The 19,148-nt window shown below is 40.1% G+C and carries 13 protein-coding genes; 1 reads left to right on the top strand and 12 read right to left on the bottom strand.

The window, feature by feature from the left end; translation table 11 throughout:
• Positions 1 to 11: 11 nt before the first annotated feature.
• The 5 genes from H6679_01480 to H6679_01500 all read right to left on the bottom strand — a co-directional run bounded on the left by H6679_01480 (position 12) and on the right by H6679_01500 (position 7,177).
• Positions 12 to 1,187, bottom strand: a complete 1,176-nt coding sequence (locus tag H6679_01480; protein MCB9492927.1) for a hypothetical protein — start codon at positions 1,185 to 1,187, stop codon at positions 12 to 14.
• Between the two features lie 513 nt (positions 1,188 to 1,700).
• Positions 1,701 to 3,323: a hypothetical protein gene (locus H6679_01485; GenBank protein ID MCB9492928.1), complete on the bottom strand. Its 1,623-nt coding sequence runs from the start codon at positions 3,321 to 3,323 to the stop codon at positions 1,701 to 1,703.
• A 78-nt stretch (positions 3,324 to 3,401) separates the two neighbouring features.
• Positions 3,402 to 4,622 carry a WD40 repeat domain-containing protein gene (locus tag H6679_01490; GenBank protein MCB9492929.1) on the bottom strand — a complete coding sequence of 407 codons (1,221 nt, stop codon included), beginning with the start codon at positions 4,620 to 4,622 and terminating at the stop codon, positions 3,402 to 3,404.
• A gap of 78 nt (positions 4,623 to 4,700) precedes the next feature.
• Positions 4,701 to 6,434 (bottom strand): WD40 repeat domain-containing protein, encoded by a 1,734-nt coding sequence (locus H6679_01495; GenBank protein MCB9492930.1) that lies wholly within the window; start codon positions 6,432 to 6,434, stop codon positions 4,701 to 4,703.
• 134 nt (positions 6,435 to 6,568) lie between these two features.
• Positions 6,569 to 7,177 (bottom strand): hypothetical protein, encoded by a 609-nt coding sequence (locus tag H6679_01500; protein ID MCB9492931.1) that lies wholly within the window; start codon positions 7,175 to 7,177, stop codon positions 6,569 to 6,571.
• 227 nt (positions 7,178 to 7,404) lie between these two features.
• Here H6679_01500 and H6679_01505 point away from each other — a divergent pair, with 227 nt between their 5' ends.
• The gene (locus tag H6679_01505; protein MCB9492932.1) at positions 7,405 to 8,496 is read left to right on the top strand and encodes a hypothetical protein; all 1,092 of its coding nucleotides are present in this window, start codon (positions 7,405 to 7,407) and stop codon (positions 8,494 to 8,496) included.
• Positions 8,497 to 8,547: 51 nt separating this feature from the next.
• Here H6679_01505 and H6679_01510 read toward each other — a convergent pair whose 3' ends face one another.
• The 7 genes from H6679_01510 to H6679_01540 all read right to left on the bottom strand — a co-directional run bounded on the left by H6679_01510 (position 8,548) and on the right by H6679_01540 (position 18,922).
• The gene (locus tag H6679_01510) at positions 8,548 to 10,611 is read right to left on the bottom strand and encodes a hypothetical protein (protein MCB9492933.1); all 2,064 of its coding nucleotides are present in this window, start codon (positions 10,609 to 10,611) and stop codon (positions 8,548 to 8,550) included.
• A gap of 178 nt (positions 10,612 to 10,789) precedes the next feature.
• Complete coding sequence (locus H6679_01515) at positions 10,790 to 11,797, bottom strand: ribonucleotide-diphosphate reductase subunit beta (protein ID MCB9492934.1); 1,008 nt, start codon at positions 11,795 to 11,797, stop codon at positions 10,790 to 10,792.
• 54 nt (positions 11,798 to 11,851) lie between these two features.
• Positions 11,852 to 14,359 (bottom strand): ribonucleoside-diphosphate reductase subunit alpha, encoded by a 2,508-nt coding sequence (locus tag H6679_01520; protein ID MCB9492935.1) that lies wholly within the window; start codon positions 14,357 to 14,359, stop codon positions 11,852 to 11,854.
• A 492-nt stretch (positions 14,360 to 14,851) separates the two neighbouring features.
• Complete coding sequence (locus H6679_01525; GenBank protein MCB9492936.1) at positions 14,852 to 15,817, bottom strand: ankyrin repeat domain-containing protein; 966 nt, start codon at positions 15,815 to 15,817, stop codon at positions 14,852 to 14,854.
• Positions 15,817 to 16,791, bottom strand: a complete 975-nt coding sequence (locus H6679_01530) for an ankyrin repeat domain-containing protein (protein ID MCB9492937.1) — start codon at positions 16,789 to 16,791, stop codon at positions 15,817 to 15,819. Before H6679_01530 ends, H6679_01525 begins: the two co-directional genes overlap by 1 nt.
• Positions 16,792 to 16,930: 139 nt before the next feature.
• Positions 16,931 to 18,586: a chaperonin GroEL gene (gene groL, locus H6679_01535; protein MCB9492938.1), complete on the bottom strand. Its 1,656-nt coding sequence runs from the start codon at positions 18,584 to 18,586 to the stop codon at positions 16,931 to 16,933.
• A 39-nt stretch (positions 18,587 to 18,625) separates the two neighbouring features.
• On the bottom strand, positions 18,626 to 18,922 hold the full coding sequence (locus H6679_01540; GenBank protein MCB9492939.1) for a co-chaperone GroES: 297 nt from the start codon (positions 18,920 to 18,922) through the stop codon (positions 18,626 to 18,628).
• Between the last annotated feature and the right edge of the window lie 226 nt (positions 18,923 to 19,148).

Raw genomic sequence — 19,148 nt, forward strand, 5'->3', positions numbered from 1 at the left:
AAGGGTTAGTGTTAGCCGCGTGGCTTGTTATCTGTAATGGACATATTAGCTAGGCTATTGTCCACGTTGCTGATCGCTTCTTCTATTTTTTCAGAAAGCGGTCTTTCGGCTTTGAGTAAGTCGAGCAGCTCTTGTAGGCTAAGTTTTTCAAAATTTGGTGATATTGGTACTATTTGCACGGAGTTATCGGTGAATATTAGAACGGTTCCTTTGTTATGATTGAAGAAAAGGGCATCTTTAATGGTGGATTCGTTTTTTATTGTAGCAGCATTGTGCCATGATCCATCTTTCAAAGACCAGAGTTGTGCAAAGTTGTTGTTTGATGTAGTTACAAGATGTTTACAATCTTGGCTCAGATCTGCTGTATGTATTGTGTCTTGCGTGTTGATAGTGGCAACCGCATTACGCCGGCCATTAAAGATATGGGTTTGATTGTGCTCGGCATCGTTGGCAATAGTAAGTCTGACAGGAAGATGGAAGACCTCTTTATCCTGCCAATTTGGGTTTTCACAACACCAACTAGAACCGTTTTTTAAGCGTTTGAAAGCTATTCTCTCGCCACCCTGGGTTGCAAGGGTAATAAATAATTTTCCATGAGGTTGGGTGAATTGAGCATTGAGAAATTTGGCTCCATATGGTAGTTCAGGCAGGAGTGTGATGTCATGCTTCCAGGTATCATTTTCATATCTCCAGATTTGTACAGCAATATTGTCATGTTCTGTTGGGTATCCATACCCATCGTTGCCTGTACTGCTTTTCCATGGTTGTGCGCAATTTCTGCTGACTACTGCTAAAGATTTGCCATCATTGCTCAGCCGACAGCAGATGATTGAATGCCCAGCCTGGCATGTGATTGTAGCGTCTGTTGTTTCTAGATTAGCTCTAAATGCCTTAGTGAGCTCTGGATAAAATTTGGAAACAATTGCTTTTTTTAAGAAATCGGGGTTGTTTTTTTGTGCATCTTCAAACATTTTCAGATCTTGATAGTCCCATTCTCCAGCATTCTCAATAATGACTTTCCAGCATATGTCTTTCAAGCTTTCTGGCTGAAAGCGCGGAGTAGGATTTTGTTGGGTCATTTCACGTTGCTCTTTTTCAGCCAAGAGCTTTTCGTCCATAGCCTGTCCGGCGTTAAAGCTGAGTACTGCGGTCAGTGTTAGGGTAAGGAATTGGTTACGATTTTTCATCATAAACTCCATTTTAAAAAAAGGTTATTATTGGGTTGCCTGGCAACTGTTTGTTGTCTATCAGTCCAAAAGTTTTAACTTGCTACTCTGTATATATTATCAGATAGAAATTAAATTGCAAGTGGGTTAGGGCGGTAGGGATTTATGAAAATTGTATAGATGGCTGTTTGGGGCGACTGGAAGGTGGTATTGTCTATTGAAATGGTTTGATTTTGGCCATTTTTATTAATTCTCATGGGATACTCCATCAATTTATATAAATATTGGCAGTGGTAGTCCATATTTTCATGTATTTAGAAGGTTAGGGAAATGTTTAAGCGATATTATCAGGATTTAGAACAGCATATAAAAACCCAATCATATAAGACTTTTCATGTCATAACGCCTGATAATTGTCTTGATTTTGTTTTATAACAAAAAAAAGAGAGCCCGATAGCGAACGGGCTCTCTAACAAAAAAAGTTTTCTAAAAAAATCGTTATCAACAGTCACGAGACGGCTTTGCCGCTGGTGCTCAATGTATTATTTTTTTAATAAAATCGGTTAGTTTTTTCTCAAGCTCGTCAAGTATTGTTGGTTCAGGGAAAAAGGATGATAACTCTTCCAGGCTGAGACTTTCAAAGTATCGTGATGTTGGCAAGACATGTGTAGTATCGTTCAAAGTCATTATCTGAGTGACGCTAAAAAGAACAAAATTGTCATCAGGGCTGAATGAGCATGACATTGATTCTAAGGATGGATTTGCGGTAATAGTTTGCTCAGGCAGCCACTGGTTGTTTTTGTATCTCAAGACAGTGCTATGAAAGCCAAAATTTATGGCAAGATAGTGACCTGCAGGGCTGAAAGTCATCTTACTGACTCTGTTGTTGTGGATATTAGGTACTGCGGTTGCTTGCCATGTCTTGTTTTCATACGTCCAACATTGTGGTGAAGAGCCCTTAAATGTTACAGCAAGATGTTGGCCATTGTTACTGAATTGTATGCTATCTATTGAGTTTTCATGGGCAATAGTGTGGGTATGTTGCCATGTGCCGTCGGCCTGTGTCCAAATTTTTGCAACATCGTCTGATAGTGTTACAAAATGTAAGTTGTTAGGACTAAATTTTACTTTGCGAATGTTATCCTGATCATTAGTCAGAGAAGTATAATTAGTTTCCAAGGATACGCTCTTTGTAGATATGTACTCTGTGGTACTACTAATTTTCATAACATTGTCTATTTTGCCTACATGAATTTCGCGGTTATCTGAGTGACCTATTATTGATTCCCAGAACTCTGGTAGGACCTGAAGTTTAGGGAATGGTGAAAAGTATTGTAAGCCCTTGTTGCTGCATGTCCAAATATTTAGATTATTGTTATCATCAAGGCAAGCTACTAAATCATCTACAAACATTAGCGGATAGCAGTTATCTGGTGTTTGAATGAGCTCCCATGAATTGTTGTGATAGTTCCAGAGTTGTGCAGAACAACTCTGACTATTTTTAGTTGTTATAAGATAGTCAGAGTTGGAGCTAAACAGATGGCCCACTCTTTGATGCAACGTTGATTCGATGTTGCCTGTATTGACCCATTTGCCTTCTTGATATGTCCAAATTTGGTGTAAGTTGCCATTGATTATAATAAGATGTTTACTATCAGGGCTAAAATCCGCACATGCACAATATCGAAGGCGTAAGTCTATGGTTTTGGTAAGAACCCATTTATTGTCCTGATGCCTCCAAATTTGTGCAGGAAGCAAGAGATCACTGGTTATCATGTGTTTACCATCGGGACTGAATTTTGGATGGTCTCCACTTCTATGCTTAATAGTGAAGTCTCCAAATTTTTTTTTGTAGGCGCCGAGTAGTTGAGGGTAAAACTGAGAGACAAGTTCTTGAGCAAGTGTTTCTTGAAGCTCTAAAATATCCTTGAGAGCCTCATGTTTTTGAGCAAACCCTTGAATCGATTTGTAGTCGAATTTGGTTGGCAATAATTTTTGCGCACACGTGTCCTTTAAACTCAACGGCTGAAAGCGCTGCAGGTTTTCTGGGACAATCGCTTCTTTATTTTTTTCTGCCAGGCGTTCTTCGTCCATGGCCTGTCCAGCGTGAAAGCTGAGTGCTGCGGTTAGAGTTAGGGTAAGGAGTTGTTTGTTCATATAAAAACCTTTTTGTAGGAGGGGCAAAAGGGCTCACTATTCTTAGGCCCTTTGTAAAAGTTGTTCTCTAAAAGCCATTTAACCACGTGATGAGTTGTCGGTCACATGGAGTTTTTGTAGTCTCTGGGCAAGGTTGCTTTCTGCTAACTCTTCGTCTTGTGGTTTTAAGAGTTCCTCAAGTTCTTGCAGATTAAGACCCTGAAAATATTGTAGCGTTGGTACTACTTGTGCAGTGTTATCTTCCTGCATTATGACTTCGTACAAACCATCAGGACTCACATAGCCTGGGTCGTTTGTAGCTTTTTGAGCTGAAGGTTGACTGTTAGCTGTCGAGGTGCTTTCCCATTGGTTGTTTTCATATTTCCAAGTTTGTAACACTGTACCATCCATTGATTGGACAAGAAGGTTATTGTCAGCGTCAAATGAGATTGATTCAGTAAAGCCCGCTGGGTTGTCAAGGACAGCCATCTGTTCAAAAGAGTTATCTTTGTGGGTCCATATTTGTGTTGTTTTATCAAATAATTGGATTGCAAGGTGTTGGCTATTTGGGCTGAAGCGTATAGCTGCAATACCATCAGGTGTATTGACAAGAGGTTGTAACTCGTTGCTTTGATTTGACCATACTTTTGTTGTGTATGTACGTGTCATATGGCCTCTAACATCTACAGCAAGGTGTTGGCCGTCAGGGCTGAGATAAGTTTTTTCGATATGTCCGCGGGGCGCGATGGTTTTTGTACGCTTACAAACGTGATCGTTATAGGTGTACACGTCTATTGCATCGCTATTGATAACAAAGAGCTGGTTGTTTGCGGTAAAGCCAATCACGCCTGTTGCATGATTAATAAAGTCTCTCATGATTTGAGCTTTGTTTTTGTATTTGCAAAGGTATATTCCTTCCAGCATGCAAATGGCAAGATATTGGCCGTCTGGACTAAATGAGCAAACAAGATATCCCTCCTTTGACTTTATTTTTATGCCGCCAAACCGTTTTTTGTATGCATCAAGGAGCTCAGGATAAAATTTTTCGATATTGTTTTGAAGAAATGCTTCCTGCAGTTCTATGGGAAGTGTTGTATCCTTAAGTTTTTTTGTTAACTCTTGCATCGATTTGCAATTAAACGTTGTTGACAACAAATCCTGGATACATATGTCTTTCAGACTTTCTGGCTGAAAGCGTTGCAGGTTGCCTGGCACAACCGCCTCTTTATTTTTTTCTGCCAGGCGTTCTTCGTCCATGGCAAAGCCAGCATGAAAGCTGAGTGCTGCAGTGAGTGAAAGGGTAAGGAGTTGTTTGTTCATATAAAAACCTTTGTGGCAAAGGGTGGAAAAGGGCTTGAGAATAACGAGCCCTTTGTAAAAGTTGTTTGATAAGCGATTTTAATTTCTTTGTTTGTTTTCTGATAAAGCCATAGCGCGAAGTCTGCTAAGCAATCCACTAATTTTTTCTGATAGTTCCTCTGACAATTTTTTTTCTTCGGTGCTATCAGTTTGCTCAGTGTTTTTAGCTTGCTCAGGTATTGAATCAGTTTGTTCAGGGGTTGGGAGTGATTGATCAATAAGTTCTTGTTGTTCAGGTGTAAGTAAATCGGTTAGTTTTTCTATGTTGAGACCTTTGAAGTATTTGGATGTGGGTAGCATTAGCTTTTTGCCGTATGGGGCTTCTAATATGAGATGCTGGCCATCAGGGCTGAAAGGTCGACTAGATAAGCTGTATTGCTCAGTATTTTCTTTACTTGTTAGAATAGCGGTGTCGTGCCAAGCGTTATCATAGTAGTACCACATATACATGCTACCATCAGTGTATTCAACTATAAGTTCTTTGTTGTTATTGTGGTTTAATCCTATAGTTTTTATATTATCCCTATCGCTGATAGCGCTGATGGGTTGCCATTGGTTGTTTTGGTAGGTCAAGATTTGCCTGATAATACCCTTGTGTACGGTTAAACAGCATTGGCTGTCGTAGCTGAGTGAAACGTCATCAAAGATACCAAAGAAACCATCGATAGAACCAGTCTGTTGCCACGTACCATTTGAGTTTGACCAAAAAACTATAGCTGTTTCAGATCTTATAATAAGATGCTGATCGTTGAGAGTGAGACTTGCTGACAAGACTGTGCCCTGGGTATGTGGAATGCTACCGATGCATGTATAACTGCCGGTTTCTGGTTCAAGCTTAAAAATATTTATGGTATCGTCGAGTTTTTTTATAACTCTCATAAGGCTTTGATCTCCCCCGACTCTCTCTCCGGGCAAATCATAAGAAAGTTCTCGCGGATTAATGTTGCTTTTATGTTGCCAAGTATTATTGATGCGTGTCCATACTTGTATAGTTGAGGATTCTTCGGTAGACGTGTATAAGTAGTCTAAGTTTGGTTCATAGCTGTGCGAGAGAATGTTAAGAGGTGACCCGCCTGGGGCTTTAATAGGTTGCCATGTGTTGTTGTAATAATGCCAAAGTTGACTTTCTCCAGGATTGTACAGAACAAAGGAATTGCTGTCAGCGCTAAAAAGGATATCATGTGCGGGAGCGAGAGTTGCAATTTTGTTCCATCTATTATCTTGGTAGGCGAAAAGTTGAGTGTCGCTGTTGCTTCCACCTGCAATACAGCAGAGTTGCGAGTTGGGACTAAAGATGACGGAGGGGGAGCTTTGATGGCAGTATAAAGGGCTCTGGCTTGTGACCCATTTATTGTTTTCGTGGGTCAAAAATAAAACCCCATGGCCAATGCTAATAACAAGATGCTTATCATTGGGACTAAGATGGACATCACCGTAAGACATATGACTGTAGCCAAATTTATTTTTATATGCCTTAAATAACTCAGGGTAAAATCTCTCGATATTGTTTTGAAGAAATGCCTCTTGCGGCTCTACAGGGAGTGTTGAAACTTTAAGTTTTTTGATTAACTCTTGAATTGATCTGCAACTAAATGTTGTTGATAACAGATCCTGAATAGATGTGCTTCTTAAGTTTAATGGCTGCATGTGTTGCAGGTTGTCTCGGGCAATTTTTTCTTCATTTTTTTCTGCCAGGCGTTCTTCGTCCATGGCAAAGCCAGCATGAAAGCTGAGTGCTGCAGTGAGTGAAAAGGTAAGGAGTTGTTTGTTCATATAAAAACCTTTTTGTAACACGTTTGTAAGAGGGGGGAGAGTCTACATGCATGTAGGCTACTTTTTTTCGCTCGAAAAGATTAGCAGCAAGAGTATAAAACGCAAATGCTTGGTACAATTATCGGTGTTTGATTTTATTTTGATGATAAAAAGATGCCAGAAAGAAATGTGGTAACATCGTCAAAAGTTTTTTGAGCGCGTTCTTCAAGCGGTGGCTTGTACAGGTCTGCAAGCTGTTGCAAGCTCAGGCATGCAAAGTAGCGTGGCATTGGGTATGAGATAATTTCTGTGCTCGTGCGTACCCTTAAAAAACTGTCATGGGATGAGAACTCTAGAGAGATCGGTCGACTGCCTGGCGAGAGTGAGGCGATAGTGACTTGGTTGCAAAATACGCTTACCTTTTCATCTTTTGCAAGTACTGCGGAGTATTGTTGGCACCTGGTTCGCGCAATGCATTCGTTGCGTTTATATTTTTGTGTCACTTGTTGTTTGGTTTGTTTGTTTTGACTGAGGTATTGCCCAAGTAAGTCAAGATAACAAGTGTGTGCAAAATGTTTGACGATCTTTTTTTGTTCTGGTTCAGGATAGTTTGTCAGGCTAGAAAGATTGTCATAGGTGAGGTAAGTTGTTCCCCACTTGTCGTAGTCTGTTGTGCAATGCTGGCTGTTGTCCATGCTCCAAAGTGTTTGTATGCAGAGCAGTACTATTACAATTAAACAGGATCGGTTTTTTGCATAGTTCATATAAAACTCAATAGTTAGCGTGGTTTGAGGAGATGTGTTGGTATACGTACGTCTGAGTATTGCTTAAAAATATGATGTCTTACAAGAGTTGTTGGATACAGTAAAATAAAGCCCGTGAGGATGAGTAAATACATGAAAGTGTACCGTTTTAGGTGTGTTTGACGAATTTTTTATATTAATTTATAATAGAAATAATATTGAATTATAACGTTTAAATGGAGGTTTTTATGAAATTGGTGCGAGCACTTTTTGTTCTCATTTTTTTGTCCTTTGTTCTTGGTAGTTCAGCTAATGCAGCTGATACGTACAGTCGACCATTTGTTCACAGTGGCCACGCTCAGCGTGAGCATGTGTTGAGCGAGTGGAAATTGCTTGCTGCTTACGTCAACTTTTATTTGCAAAACAGTTGGATTTGCGATCAAACAAGAGTTGCAAAATTTGAACGTTTTGAGCAGCTCATGTGTCATGATGTCATCAAGAATGATATTACAGCACTGAAAATGCTTTCAGCTTTTGCCTGGACTGAGAAGTTTTACTTTACAAGAATTCTTTCTTCTTGCAGTTATTCACAAGAAGACTTGTCAAGCTACGCTGAATGGCTGATAACAGAAAGAGGAATAATAGATATCGAAAAGCTGACTTTTCTTGTTCAGTGTGGTGCTGATGTACATTATCCTGATGCTGATGGTAATACCATGCTTCATTGTGCTTGTATGAGCAGAAGTGAGATTGGTATTGACAGAGTAAAGGCAATGATTCATACGCTTGTTGAGCTTGGTGCCGATCCAGACATAAAAAATAGTGCAGGGCAGACTGCGTGGGATTGCATACAAGATGATGACGACGAACAGATTTTGAATTTTTTGGATGATAAGATTGTGCGAAGACAGAAAAAGCGTGAGCTTCTCGATATTCCGGCATGCGTTGAGATTTTGCATGGTCCGTTGTATGAAGAGCAGGCGGTATCAAAATTTGTTGCGCTATACTTTCCTACGCGATGTTTAAATGAAGCTTTTAAGATGAATTGTCTGAACTATGCATGTGTTTTGCGACAGCTTATTTTACATTTGGCTGAAAACATTGATCACTATGGCATGAGTAATTGTTTACAGCTGGTATGTCCGCTTATTGCACAGACGCAGTTTCCCTCAGGCTGTAAAAATGATCATGTACTGGCTTTACAACTTTTACTTGCCAAAGACAGACAGAATTTTGTCGATGGTCAAGCTGTAACATTTATAGAGAATATTATTAATTTGCTTGGAGACAAAAGATTTCCAGAATTTAAGCTTGTTCCTGCAGGTAGCTTTAGTAATTAAAAAATCCCCCGAATGTTCGGGGGATTTTTTAGGAGGAATTTTATTTGAAAATTATGGGAATAAACTAAGAAATTTTTGCAATCCTTGCTCAAGATCATCGAGAAGACTCGTTTGGTTTGTTTGTTCTTCTTGAGTGTGTTGTCCAAATTCACTTTCTACTTGTATTGGTTCCGGTTCTTCTTTTTTAAATAAGTTTGCTACGCCCTCCAAACCAAGTTCTTCAAAATATTTTGGGGTTGGGTAGTTGACAACACAATTAAAATCATCTCGGTCGTTCCATCTTTGAATGGAGAAAAACCCCCCGCATGGACTAAACTCGAGTGAGCATGCGTCTTCTGGTATGACTGCAAAAGGCTTGTCGTTATCCGGATGATAAAGTTCTAATATGCTGGAGGGGTCTTGACTATGGCCTTTTGGTGAAGCAATAATTAGGTTTCCACAAGGACTTATGCTTGGACGGCCATATTTTTCTGTGTTGAATTCTAATTTTTTTTGATAACTTTCGCTGGATGAAAAGCGTGTAAGCTTTTTTATGTTGTATCTATTATTATCTTTCGTTAATAATGTTTTTCCACATGTGCTGGCCTTAGGTTTTATTGCGCTGCAATCCAAGAAAATTCTATCAATCTTGTCATAGCGAGATTTATTCCAAATATACACCACAGATAGCCCTTCTTTATCCTCGTATGTGTCTGATGCAACAACGAAATCATCGTAAAGATCTAGTGTGGTTTTGCCTAAATCTTCAAGAGAAAGTTGCTTGAAGTCTAAATAGTTCTTTTTTTTGTGGAAAAAATGTTCGAGATTGTGATAATTAATTTTATTTTTTGCACACAACCACTTAAAAATTTTCCATTTGTTTCTTATCTGTAGTGTTTTGTTTATTTCCGTATGCTGTATTTCATCTGACTCACATTTGATGACTTCTTCTGCCTTCATTGTTTCTAAATTAAAAATTATTATTTTGGGGCCTGCGTAAACTATTTCTCTGTCTCCATTATGTTTTGTGGTAACAGTTCTTCCATTGATTTCAACCATGACGTATCTTGAGCACGGACTGAATTCGGTTTGTACTTTATCGAAAGTGTCGCTAACACAAATGTTATAGGAATTTAATGATTGAGTATCAAAAACATCTACTACGTAGTAATCCGGCCAAGATCCTAAGCCGCATGGTGTAAATAAGATATACTTACCATCAGGGCTGAGTGATATTTCTGAGTCCTTGTATTTGTGATCTGAAATATTTTTTTCTGCAATTGTTTGGGTGGTGTCAATGTTAATTGTTTTTAATGTTGCTTCGCCATATCGATTGTTAAGTGTTTTTGTCACCAAAAATCTTCCACAATTACTGAGTGCATATTTAAAAAATGGGACCTCTTGTACCAAACGTTTTTTTTCAAGATCCCATAATTTTATAATGCAGTTTCCATGTGTGTCTCTTTCGTGGCATTCTATGACGAGAAATTTACCGCAAGGGCTAATTTTTGCCTCGCTATATTTTTCGTTAAATTCTACAAGAAGTTTTCCTGTTGCATCATGCAAAGACGTCCGTCCTCCAAAACTACTGTTAATAATGAACTTTGAGCATGGACTCCAGTATACATAGTAGCAGTTTTCTTTGAGTGTAAACTCTCCCATTTTTTTACCATGAAGATCATAAATTTGAGCAATTTTTTCATCGGCTTTGATGAAGAATTGATTTTTAGGGTCATATTTGTAGCTGTGAATATCTTTTGCAACCATTGTGTGTTTATTTTGTTGCATATATACGCTGAGTAATTGTTCGTAATGGGTGAGAGATAGTCTACGAGCAAGTGATGAACAGACATACCTTGGGTATGTCTGTGTAAGCCGTTTAAGGTTATCGTGGGTTAAGCAATTAGCAGTAAAATTTTCTGAGCGAAGTTTTTCTATAAGATCTATTGGTCTGTCGTATGGAAGTTGCAGAATAATATCATTTCCGAGCTGGATGTCTATTTGCGTATCTTCTTTTTGTTTTTCTTCCCTTTCTGATATTTGTTTAAGTGTTATGCGTTCCATTGTGGTAGCAGTGTTAAAGCTAAGCAAAAGTATAAGTGAGATTACAAGCAAAGATTTGTTTTTTATTTGCATTTTATTCCTCATAATATATTTTGAATATTTTTTTTCTATTTAGGGTGAAAGTATGACTAAGTTTTTTAAGAAAGCAAAAATGGTCAAATAAGGGGTATGAAATTATATATTTTTTGTAAACAATAAAAAAATCCCCCGAACATTCGGGGGATTTTTGAGGAGGGCCGAGTAAAAAAAATTAAAAATCGTCCATATTGAGTGAACCAACTTGATATTCTGTAACTCGTGTTTCAAAAAAGTTCTTTTCTTTTGCTAAGTCAGTTGCTTGTGACATCCATGGGAATGGATTTTCTTTGCCGTATGCTTTACTCAGGCCAATGCGCTCAAGACGTCTGTCTGCAATGTGTTCGACATAGTCACAAAAGAGTTGCGCATTGATGCCAAGTAGTCCTTGAGGACAAGCGTCGTAGGCATATTGGCTTTCAAGTCTGACTGCCTTTTTGATTAGTTCTGTGATTTTTGCTTGAAAATCTGCGGTCCAAATTTCAGGATTTTCTGCTTTGATGGTGTTGATCAGGTCTGCACCATAGGCAAGGTGCAAGCTTTCGTCACGCATGATGTATTCAAATTGTTCACCAATGCCAACCATTTTTTTCTGACGCTTGAGTGCCAGCATCATAGCAAAGCCTGCGTAAAAGAAAATGCCTTCCATAATAACGTAGTAGCCGATTAGATCGAGAACAAAGCGTTGTAAATTCTCCGTTCCAATTGGTTCAAAAGTTGGGTCGAAGATTGTTTTGGTTAGCTCAATGACAAAGTCATCTTTTTCTTTAATTGATGGAATGGTGTTGTACATGTTGTAGATTTCGTCTGGGTCAAGGCCAAGTGAGTCACAGCAATAGATAAAAGTGTCGGTGTGAATCGCTTCTTCAAATGCTTGTCTGAGCATGTATTGGCGACACTCAGGGTTGGTAACGTGGCGGTAGACAGCCAGTACAATATTGTTAGCAGTGAGTGACTCGGCTGTAGAGAAAAAACCCAAGTTCCATATGATTAGTTTTCGTTCAAGCGGTGTAAGCGCATCGGGTGATTTCCATTGTTCAACGTCTTTTTGCATCGAAATTTCTTCGGGCGTCCAGTTATTGGCAACACCACTTTTGTAATATTCTCGTGCCCACATGTATCGCATAGGCAATATTTTGTTTGGGTCAGTCGTCGTGTTGTTTATAATTCCGTCTTTTTTCATAGTAGTTCCTTTGTTGTTATTCCCAGCGCGTTTGGGAAGTTGAATCTTTATAGTCTATTGGCAAGCTTCGCAGTCTTCAGCGTTCAGACCGCAGTACGTTGCGCCATTGATGTTGTTTGTAGTGGTGGCGTTTTTCGAGTTATTATTGAACTCTCGTTTTTGTGTATACCCAAACTTTTTGGCATCAAGTGTCGATTTTTCAATTTGGCTAGCTCCCAGCGAACGGAGGTAGTAAAACGTTTTGATACCAAGTTTCCATCCCGCTAGGTAAATATCATTGAGCTTTTTGCCTGAGGTGCCAAGCATGAAAACGTTATGCGACTGACTTTGATCAATCCAGCGACCACGTGTTGCGGTAATCTTGACGAGCCACTCAGGATCAAGCTCAAACGCTTCTTTGTATTTACGTTTGAGCTGATCAGGAATTGCATCAATATTTTGAATGCTACCGTCATAATATTTGATTTGATCAAGCATGTCTTGACTCCAAAGGCCAAGTTTTTTCAGGTCTTGAACAAGGTAGGCATTAATAACGGTAAACTCACCACTCATGTTTGCTTTAACATAAATATTTTTGTAGATCGGCTCAATGCATGGGTAGCAGCCAGAGATGTTTGCAATGGTTGCGGTTGGTGCGATTGCCATCAAGTTTGAGTTACGCATGCCATGTTGTTTAATGTGTTCGCGGACAATGCTCCAGTCCATGGTAGTTGTGCGTGGTAGGTCAATTTTCATGCCGCGTTCTTGCTCAAGTAGATCAATAGTGTCCATTGGCAAAATACCACGATCCCATTTTGAACCAGCGTAGGTTGAGTAGGCCCCTTTTTCTTGTGATAACTTTGATGATGTCATGATTGCGTTGTAGGAAATGAATTCCATAATGGTGTCTGAAAACTCAAGCGCTCTGGTGTCATCAAACGGGATGTCAAGCATGAAAAGCGCGTCTTGTAGACCCATCATGCCCATGCCAATCGGGCGGTGGCGCAAGTTTGAATTACGTGCTTCTTTGGTTGGGTAAAAGTTTATGTCGATAACATTGTCAAGCATGCGAATTGCCGTTTTGACGGTGTCGGCCAGCAGTTCTCGGTCAATCTTACCATTAAAGATGTGGCGTGCGAGATTGATTGAGCCCAGGTTACATACAGCAGTTTCATCTGGTGAGGTGTTAAGCGTAATTTCTGTACACAAATTTGAAGAGTGTACTACGCCAACGTGGTCTTGTGGTGAGCGTACATTGCACGGGTCTTTAAAGGTGATCCATGGGTGGCCTGTTTCAAAGAGACGGGTAAGCATTTTTTTCCACAGCTCTTTTGCCGAAACTGTTTTATATAGTCTGATTTTACCGGCACGTGCCTGTGCTTCGTAGTTGAGGTAAGCTGCTTCAAATTCTTTGCCATAAATTTCGTGTAGGTCTGGTGTTTCATCTGGAGAAAAAAGTGTCCACTGTTCGTCGTTGATTAGACGCTTCATAAACAAGTCTGGAATCCAGCTTGCTGTGTTCATATCGTGCGTGCGGCGACGGTCATCACCGGTGTTGCGGCGTAGGTCGATAAAATCTTCAAAATCATAATGCCATGCCTCAAGGTAGGCACATGCTGCCGCGCGTCTGCTGCCAGCGCGGCTGATAGCAGCGACAACGTCGTTGGCCAGTTTTAAAAAGGGTACGGTGCCTTGGCTAGTAACATTGATTGAACTAATCATTGAACCAGTACCACGAATTGCGGTCCACGAGGTGCCAAGTCCGCCAGACCATTTTGAAAGATTAGCGTTGTCTTGCAGTGTCTTGAAAATATGGTTGAGGTCATCGCTGATATAGTTGAGGTAACATGAGCTGAGTTGTGGATGATGCATGCCTGAGCGGAAAAGTGTTGGGGTTGATGAGACAAAGCGCAGCGTAGAGAGCACTTCGTAAAACTCAAGTGCACGAGCGGTTTTATTATTTTCTTCACTGAGTGCAAGGCCCATTGCCACACGCATCCAAAAAATTTGTGGCATCTCAATGAGCTTTTCCCCGTGCTTGATGAGGTAACGACCATACAGCGTCTCAATGCCAATGTAGCCAAACAGATTGTCTCGTTCTACGCGAATGCCCTGAGAAAGTGTTTCAAGGTCATACTCTTTGAGGCGCGGATCAAGCAGGCCAACCTCAAGCCCTTTGGTAATGCTCTTAATAAACTGATTCTGATAGCGTTCTTCAATAGTTTCGTCGTTGTATGACTCTTCAAGCACTTGTTTATAAATGTATTGCATGAACAGGCGCGCTGCAACATAGTTGTATGCGATGTCTTTTTCGATAAAAGTTGTTGCCGTCAACGCTAACGCTTTAGCCAGCTCTGTTGTGCTGATGCCATCATAAATAATTTTGAGTGTTTCGCGAATAAGCTCATCAACAGATATGGCAAGATCAAGACCTTTGCTTGCATGGGCAATGGTCAGGCGTATCTTGTTGATATCAAGAGCGACGGATTCCTCGTTGCGCTTGGTGACTGAAAGGGATGTAAAGTTTACGTTTTTGGGTGAGGTTAGCATGTCATTCTCTTTTTGTCTGGCTTGTGTTTCCATAGTTCAAAATCCCTTCAATGTTTTATATAGAAAATTAAAAATCTTTTATGCTCGCTCTTTCTCCATGCGTGTGCACAAATAGTAATATTTTCTTTTAGAAAATTCATTTCCCAACGTGACCTATAATTTATCAGCTAGTTCAGACTCGATCAAACAAATTTTTTATTTTTCTCGAAACGCTCTTATAACGAGGGGTTTCGGGGAAAATAGCCATTATTTTCTTGATATTTTTTATCTGAGATTTTAGGTACTCATTAGTGATGCTATAAATTCAAAAGTGTGATTTTTTCTTTCCTAAATAATTCAAATAGCATAACAAGTCTGATCAGGTACGAACAAACTGCAAAAATATTAAAAAATGGGAGGAACCACTTTTTACGAGCACATAATGATAAACAAAATTTTTGGGGATTAGAAGATTGACAATTTCATTATTCATTCAACGTGTTGATTATAGAGTGTTTATTGGATGCAAAAAAAATGTTGGCCTTACTATATTATATTCCAACCATCAGAGAGTGGGTCTGACTCACTGGAGTGTAGGGGTGTGCTTGTCGATGTGTTGACATCGGCAAGTATTCTACTCCTGTTATTCAGCATTGCTAAAGCTTGAGTAAACTTAGTGGCTTGTGCTACTTCGTGTGCTGTGTGTCTTTCCTGGTTAGTAGTGGAGTAGTCATATGGCAAGCCACAACTGATCAGTAGCCTAAGAATTTCTACCTCTTGCTGGGTTGTAACGTCATAATCTTTTTGTGCCGCCCAATGCATGGCGGTGCTTCCCCCTAGATTTTTACAATTCAGGTCTGGTGGGCTTTCCTGTGTTAATAGTTTTTGCACAAGCCCTAGGTCAGTGTGGCCAATGGCGTGAAACAAAAGCCATTCAGGGCTGAGGTAGTCTTCGGGTTGTTTGCTAAATTTTTCTAGGTAATAAAAAATACGTTCATCAAGATCCCAGCTAAATGGGATAGTATTTGTTTGTGGATCTGGGCGGCAGGAATGTTTAACCAGGTAAAGAAATATCTCTTCTGATTTTTCAGCTCCAGCATCAAGTAAAACGTGTGTATGAGTTGTGTTGCCTTTTTTGGTAAGCGATGCACCATGCTCAACAAGAAACTGTACCAGCTCAAGGCTTTGAACATCATCGATTGCCAGTCTCAGGGGTGTTTTGGGGTTGCAGTATCTCATGCCTTCAAGGCGATCGATGTTGGCACCACGTTGTAAAAGCCACTGTGCAACGTTAAATTTTTTCTTGCTCCATGCTGCCAGCCAAAACATAGAGTACTCTGGCCAGTCAACGTTGACGTTAACATTGCCATTATTTTGTGCGATGAATTGTTCAAGTGTCGTGTAGTCTTCTTGCTCTATGGCTATTTCTACTTGTAGAGAGTGGATTTTTCTTTCGCTGCCTTGTAGTGATGTGGCGTTCATTGTTAGAAAGAGAAGTAGAATGTAAAACATTACATGAGCTCCCAGTCTTGCGTAATACTGGTTTCATAGTCCATCTCTTCATAATACTTTCGGTATTGCTCAGTAAAAAGTTCCTCACAATCGTGTGAATTTTCCGCCCCGTGAGCTCTAAGCAGATTGACAGCTCCGGGATTTTTTAGCAACATAGCACAGTCAAGGGGGGTAAAGCCGTTACGATTTGAGAGATCTGTTCTGGCACCGTGTTTCATGAGTAATTTGATAACTTGAAGTTGTTGATTGGTGCTTATATCTCTGCTTAGAACAGCAAGTTGTAACGGCGTATTGCCGTAGTAATCTTGAACATTAACGTTAACCGATGGATATTGCTCAAAAATATAGTTAATAGCTTCGACGTCATGACTTTCTGCAGCAACGAGCAGTTGTGACTCTGGGCTTGCGTAATCGTCTATTTTCTTGTTGTTATCCTGTAAGATTTTACAAATTACTTTCCAGGGAGCTATACAAAAATTTTTGCAGCGACCAAATTTTGAATCATATTTGCAGGTTTGCTCGACTAAGTAGAGCAATATGTCGGGAAATGGACACGTTGTCTCACATAGAAGGTGTGTGCTTTCACCTTTGAGATTGTAGATTAATGATGCACCATGTTCGCATAGAAATTTTACATGTTTGAGTGAAGGGAGTAAGTTTGCGTAGTTGAAAAGGAGTGGTCTTTTTTGTGTGCCTTGCAAAAAATTTATATCAGCACCTTGTGTAAATAACCACAGGGCAACATCAAAACAGTCGTTATCAAGGGTGAAGCCAAGCAATGTTTTATGGAAGTCTGGAGATGCGACATTTGGGTTGTTATCGTGTTCTCGTAAGAAGTTTGTCAGGTAGATGTAGTTCCTATTGTTTAGTGCACTGAGCAGATCAATAAATAGATCATCCGCTTTACCGAACGTGTCCATACTGCACAAAGAAAAGGTGTATAAACAAAAAAATAGACAGAAGAGTACTCTCATCTTTTTTCTCCTTTTTTAACTTTTTAATTTTTGAAAAGTGTAGCAATATCGGTCAGTGAATGCGAGCTTTGAGAATACAAAAAAAAGCGGGTCGCAATTTTTACGACCCGCTTTTTTTAAATTGAGAAGGAGAAATGTTTTAGTACATTCCACCCATGCCGCCCATGCCGCCCATGCCAGGCATTGCGCCGTGACCATGTCCGCCAGCAGTGGCTTCTTTTTCTTCTGGAAGATCTGAAATCATAGCTTCAGTTGTCAAAAGCAATGATGCAATTGATGCAGCATTTTGCAATGCTGAGCGTGTAACCTTGGTTGGGTCAATAACGCCAGCCTCAAACATGTCTACATATTTTTCGCTGCGTGCATCAAAACCGATGTTGGTTGCTTCTTTGCGAATGCGTTCGATAACAACCGATGACTCATAACCAGCATTGCTTGAAATGATGCGTGCAGGTTCTTCAAGCGCTCGGCGAATAAGTGTTAAGCCAACAAGTTGGTCACCGTCAAGCTTGAGGCCATCAAGTGCCTTTTGTGCGCGAAGTAGTGCAACGCCACCGCCTGAGACAACGCCTTCTTCAACCGCTGCGCGTGTTGCATGTAGCGCATCTTCTACGCGGTCTTTCTTTTCTTTCATTTCGGTTTCAGTTGCTGCACCGATTTTGATAACAGCCACACCTTCTGAAAGTTTTGCAAGACGCTCTTGGAGTTTTTCTTTGTCGTAGTCTGAAGTTGCGTTTACAATTTCGGCTTTGATTTGGTCGATGCGTGCTTTCAAGTTAGCTTCTGATCCTTGTCCATCAACAATGGTGCAGTTGTCTTTGGTAACGCGTACCTTTTTAGCGCGACCAAGGTCGTTGAACGTTAGGTTATCAAGTTTGATGCCAAGTTCGTCAGAAACTAGTTGACCACCAGTTAAGACTGCAAGGTCGCCAAGCATTGCTTTTTTGCGGTCGCCAAAGCCTGGAGCTTTAACTGCTGCAACGTTGATGGTGCCACGCATTTTGTTTACAACCAAGGTGGCAAGTGCTTCGCCTTCAATATCCTCAGCAATAATGAAAAGTGGAATACCTTGTTTTGCTACGTGCTCAAGAATTGGCAGCAACTCTTTCATGTTGCTGATTTTTTTGTCACACAACAAGATAGCAGGGTTTTCAAGTACAGCTTCCATCTTTTCTGTGTTGGTTACAAAGTAAGGAGAAAGGTAGCCACGGTCAAATTGCATACCTTCAACAACTTCAAGTTCGCTTTCAATACCTTTAGCTTCTTCAACGGTGATAACACCATGACGGCCAACTTTTTCCATTGCGTCAGCAATGAGTTTGCCGATGTATGCATCGTTGTTTGCAGAAATTGTTGCAACTTGCTCGATGCCTGACTTGTCTTCAACATTTTTAGACATTTTTTGAAGTTCTTTAACAATTACTTCAACAGCTGCGTCAATACCACGTTTCATTTCCATTGGTTTTGCGCCAGCTGCCAAGTTTTTCAAACCTTCACGGTAGATTGCTTGTGCAAGTACGGTTGCGGTTGTTGTTCCATCACCCGCAATGTCTGCAGTTTTTGAAGCAACTTCACGCACCATCTGTGCGCCCATGTTTTGAAACTTGTCTTTAAGTTCAATGCCCTGAGCAACCGTGACACCGTCTTTGGTGATGGTTGGGGAACCGAATGATTTTTCAATTGCAACGTTACGACCTTTTGGTCCTAGGGTTACTTTGACTGCATTGGCTAGAAGGTCTACACCTTCCATAATTTTAGAGCGAGCTGAGTCGCCAAATATAATTTTTTTTGCCATAGGTTAAAATCCTTTTTTCGTGTTTTTAATCGCTATAACTTATTTGTTTACAACGCCAAGAACTTCTTCTTCGCGCAAAATCAAATATTCTTGTCCGTCAAGTTTGACTTCGGTGCCAGAGTACTTGCCAAAAAGAACTGTATCACCTTCTTTAACTTTGAGTGGGCGAGCTGTGCCGTCGTTGAGTATCTTTCCTTCGCCTACACACTTTACAGCACCAAGTTGCGTTTTTTCTTGTGCGGTGTCAGGAATGTAAATGCCTCCAGCAGACTTTTGTTCGCTTTCAAGGCGTTGAATCAACACGCGGTCATAAAGAGGAGTAATGGATGTTGCCATGACCTTCTTCCTTCCTGTTTTAAGTTGTTGGTGTTTTATATTTTAAATAACAACGCTGTGTTGTATTTGATAGGTTTTTACACCTTCAATACTCGGTTTTAGTATACGTTCAAACTACAAAAAATCAATGATATTTTATAGTAATGTACTAAGATTTTTTAAGTCACAAATTTTAGTTTGATTATGATTGACATATAAGATTTCTTTGAGGAAGTGTTTCTTCTTC

The sequence above is a fragment of the Campylobacterota bacterium genome, from assembly GCA_020633995.1.
Lineage (GTDB): Bacteria > Babelota > Babeliae > Babelales > RVW-14 > JACKCO01.

Excerpts from the sequence above, each read along its gene's own strand:
- H6679_01480 (MCB9492927.1), bottom strand. The coding sequence starts at position 1,187 with ATGAAAAATCGTAACCAATTCCTTACCCTAACACTGACCGCAGTACTC.
- H6679_01485 (MCB9492928.1), bottom strand. The coding sequence starts at position 3,323 with ATGAACAAACAACTCCTTACCCTAACTCTAACCGCAGCACTCAGCTTT.
- H6679_01490 (MCB9492929.1), bottom strand. The coding sequence starts at position 4,622 with ATGAACAAACAACTCCTTACCCTTTCACTCACTGCAGCACTCAGCTTT.
- H6679_01495 (MCB9492930.1), bottom strand. The coding sequence starts at position 6,434 with ATGAACAAACAACTCCTTACCTTTTCACTCACTGCAGCACTCAGCTTT.
- H6679_01500 (MCB9492931.1), bottom strand. The coding sequence starts at position 7,177 with ATGAACTATGCAAAAAACCGATCCTGTTTAATTGTAATAGTACTGCTC.
- H6679_01505 (MCB9492932.1), top strand. The coding sequence starts at position 7,405 with ATGAAATTGGTGCGAGCACTTTTTGTTCTCATTTTTTTGTCCTTTGTT.
- H6679_01510 (MCB9492933.1), bottom strand. The coding sequence starts at position 10,611 with ATGCAAATAAAAAACAAATCTTTGCTTGTAATCTCACTTATACTTTTG.
- H6679_01515 (MCB9492934.1), bottom strand. The coding sequence starts at position 11,797 with ATGAAAAAAGACGGAATTATAAACAACACGACGACTGACCCAAACAAA.
- H6679_01520 (MCB9492935.1), bottom strand. The coding sequence starts at position 14,359 with ATGGAAACACAAGCCAGACAAAAAGAGAATGACATGCTAACCTCACCC.
- H6679_01525 (MCB9492936.1), bottom strand. The coding sequence starts at position 15,817 with ATGTTTTACATTCTACTTCTCTTTCTAACAATGAACGCCACATCACTA.
- H6679_01530 (MCB9492937.1), bottom strand. The coding sequence starts at position 16,791 with ATGAGAGTACTCTTCTGTCTATTTTTTTGTTTATACACCTTTTCTTTG.
- groL (MCB9492938.1), bottom strand. The coding sequence starts at position 18,586 with ATGGCAAAAAAAATTATATTTGGCGACTCAGCTCGCTCTAAAATTATG.
- H6679_01540 (MCB9492939.1), bottom strand. The coding sequence starts at position 18,922 with ATGGCAACATCCATTACTCCTCTTTATGACCGCGTGTTGATTCAACGC.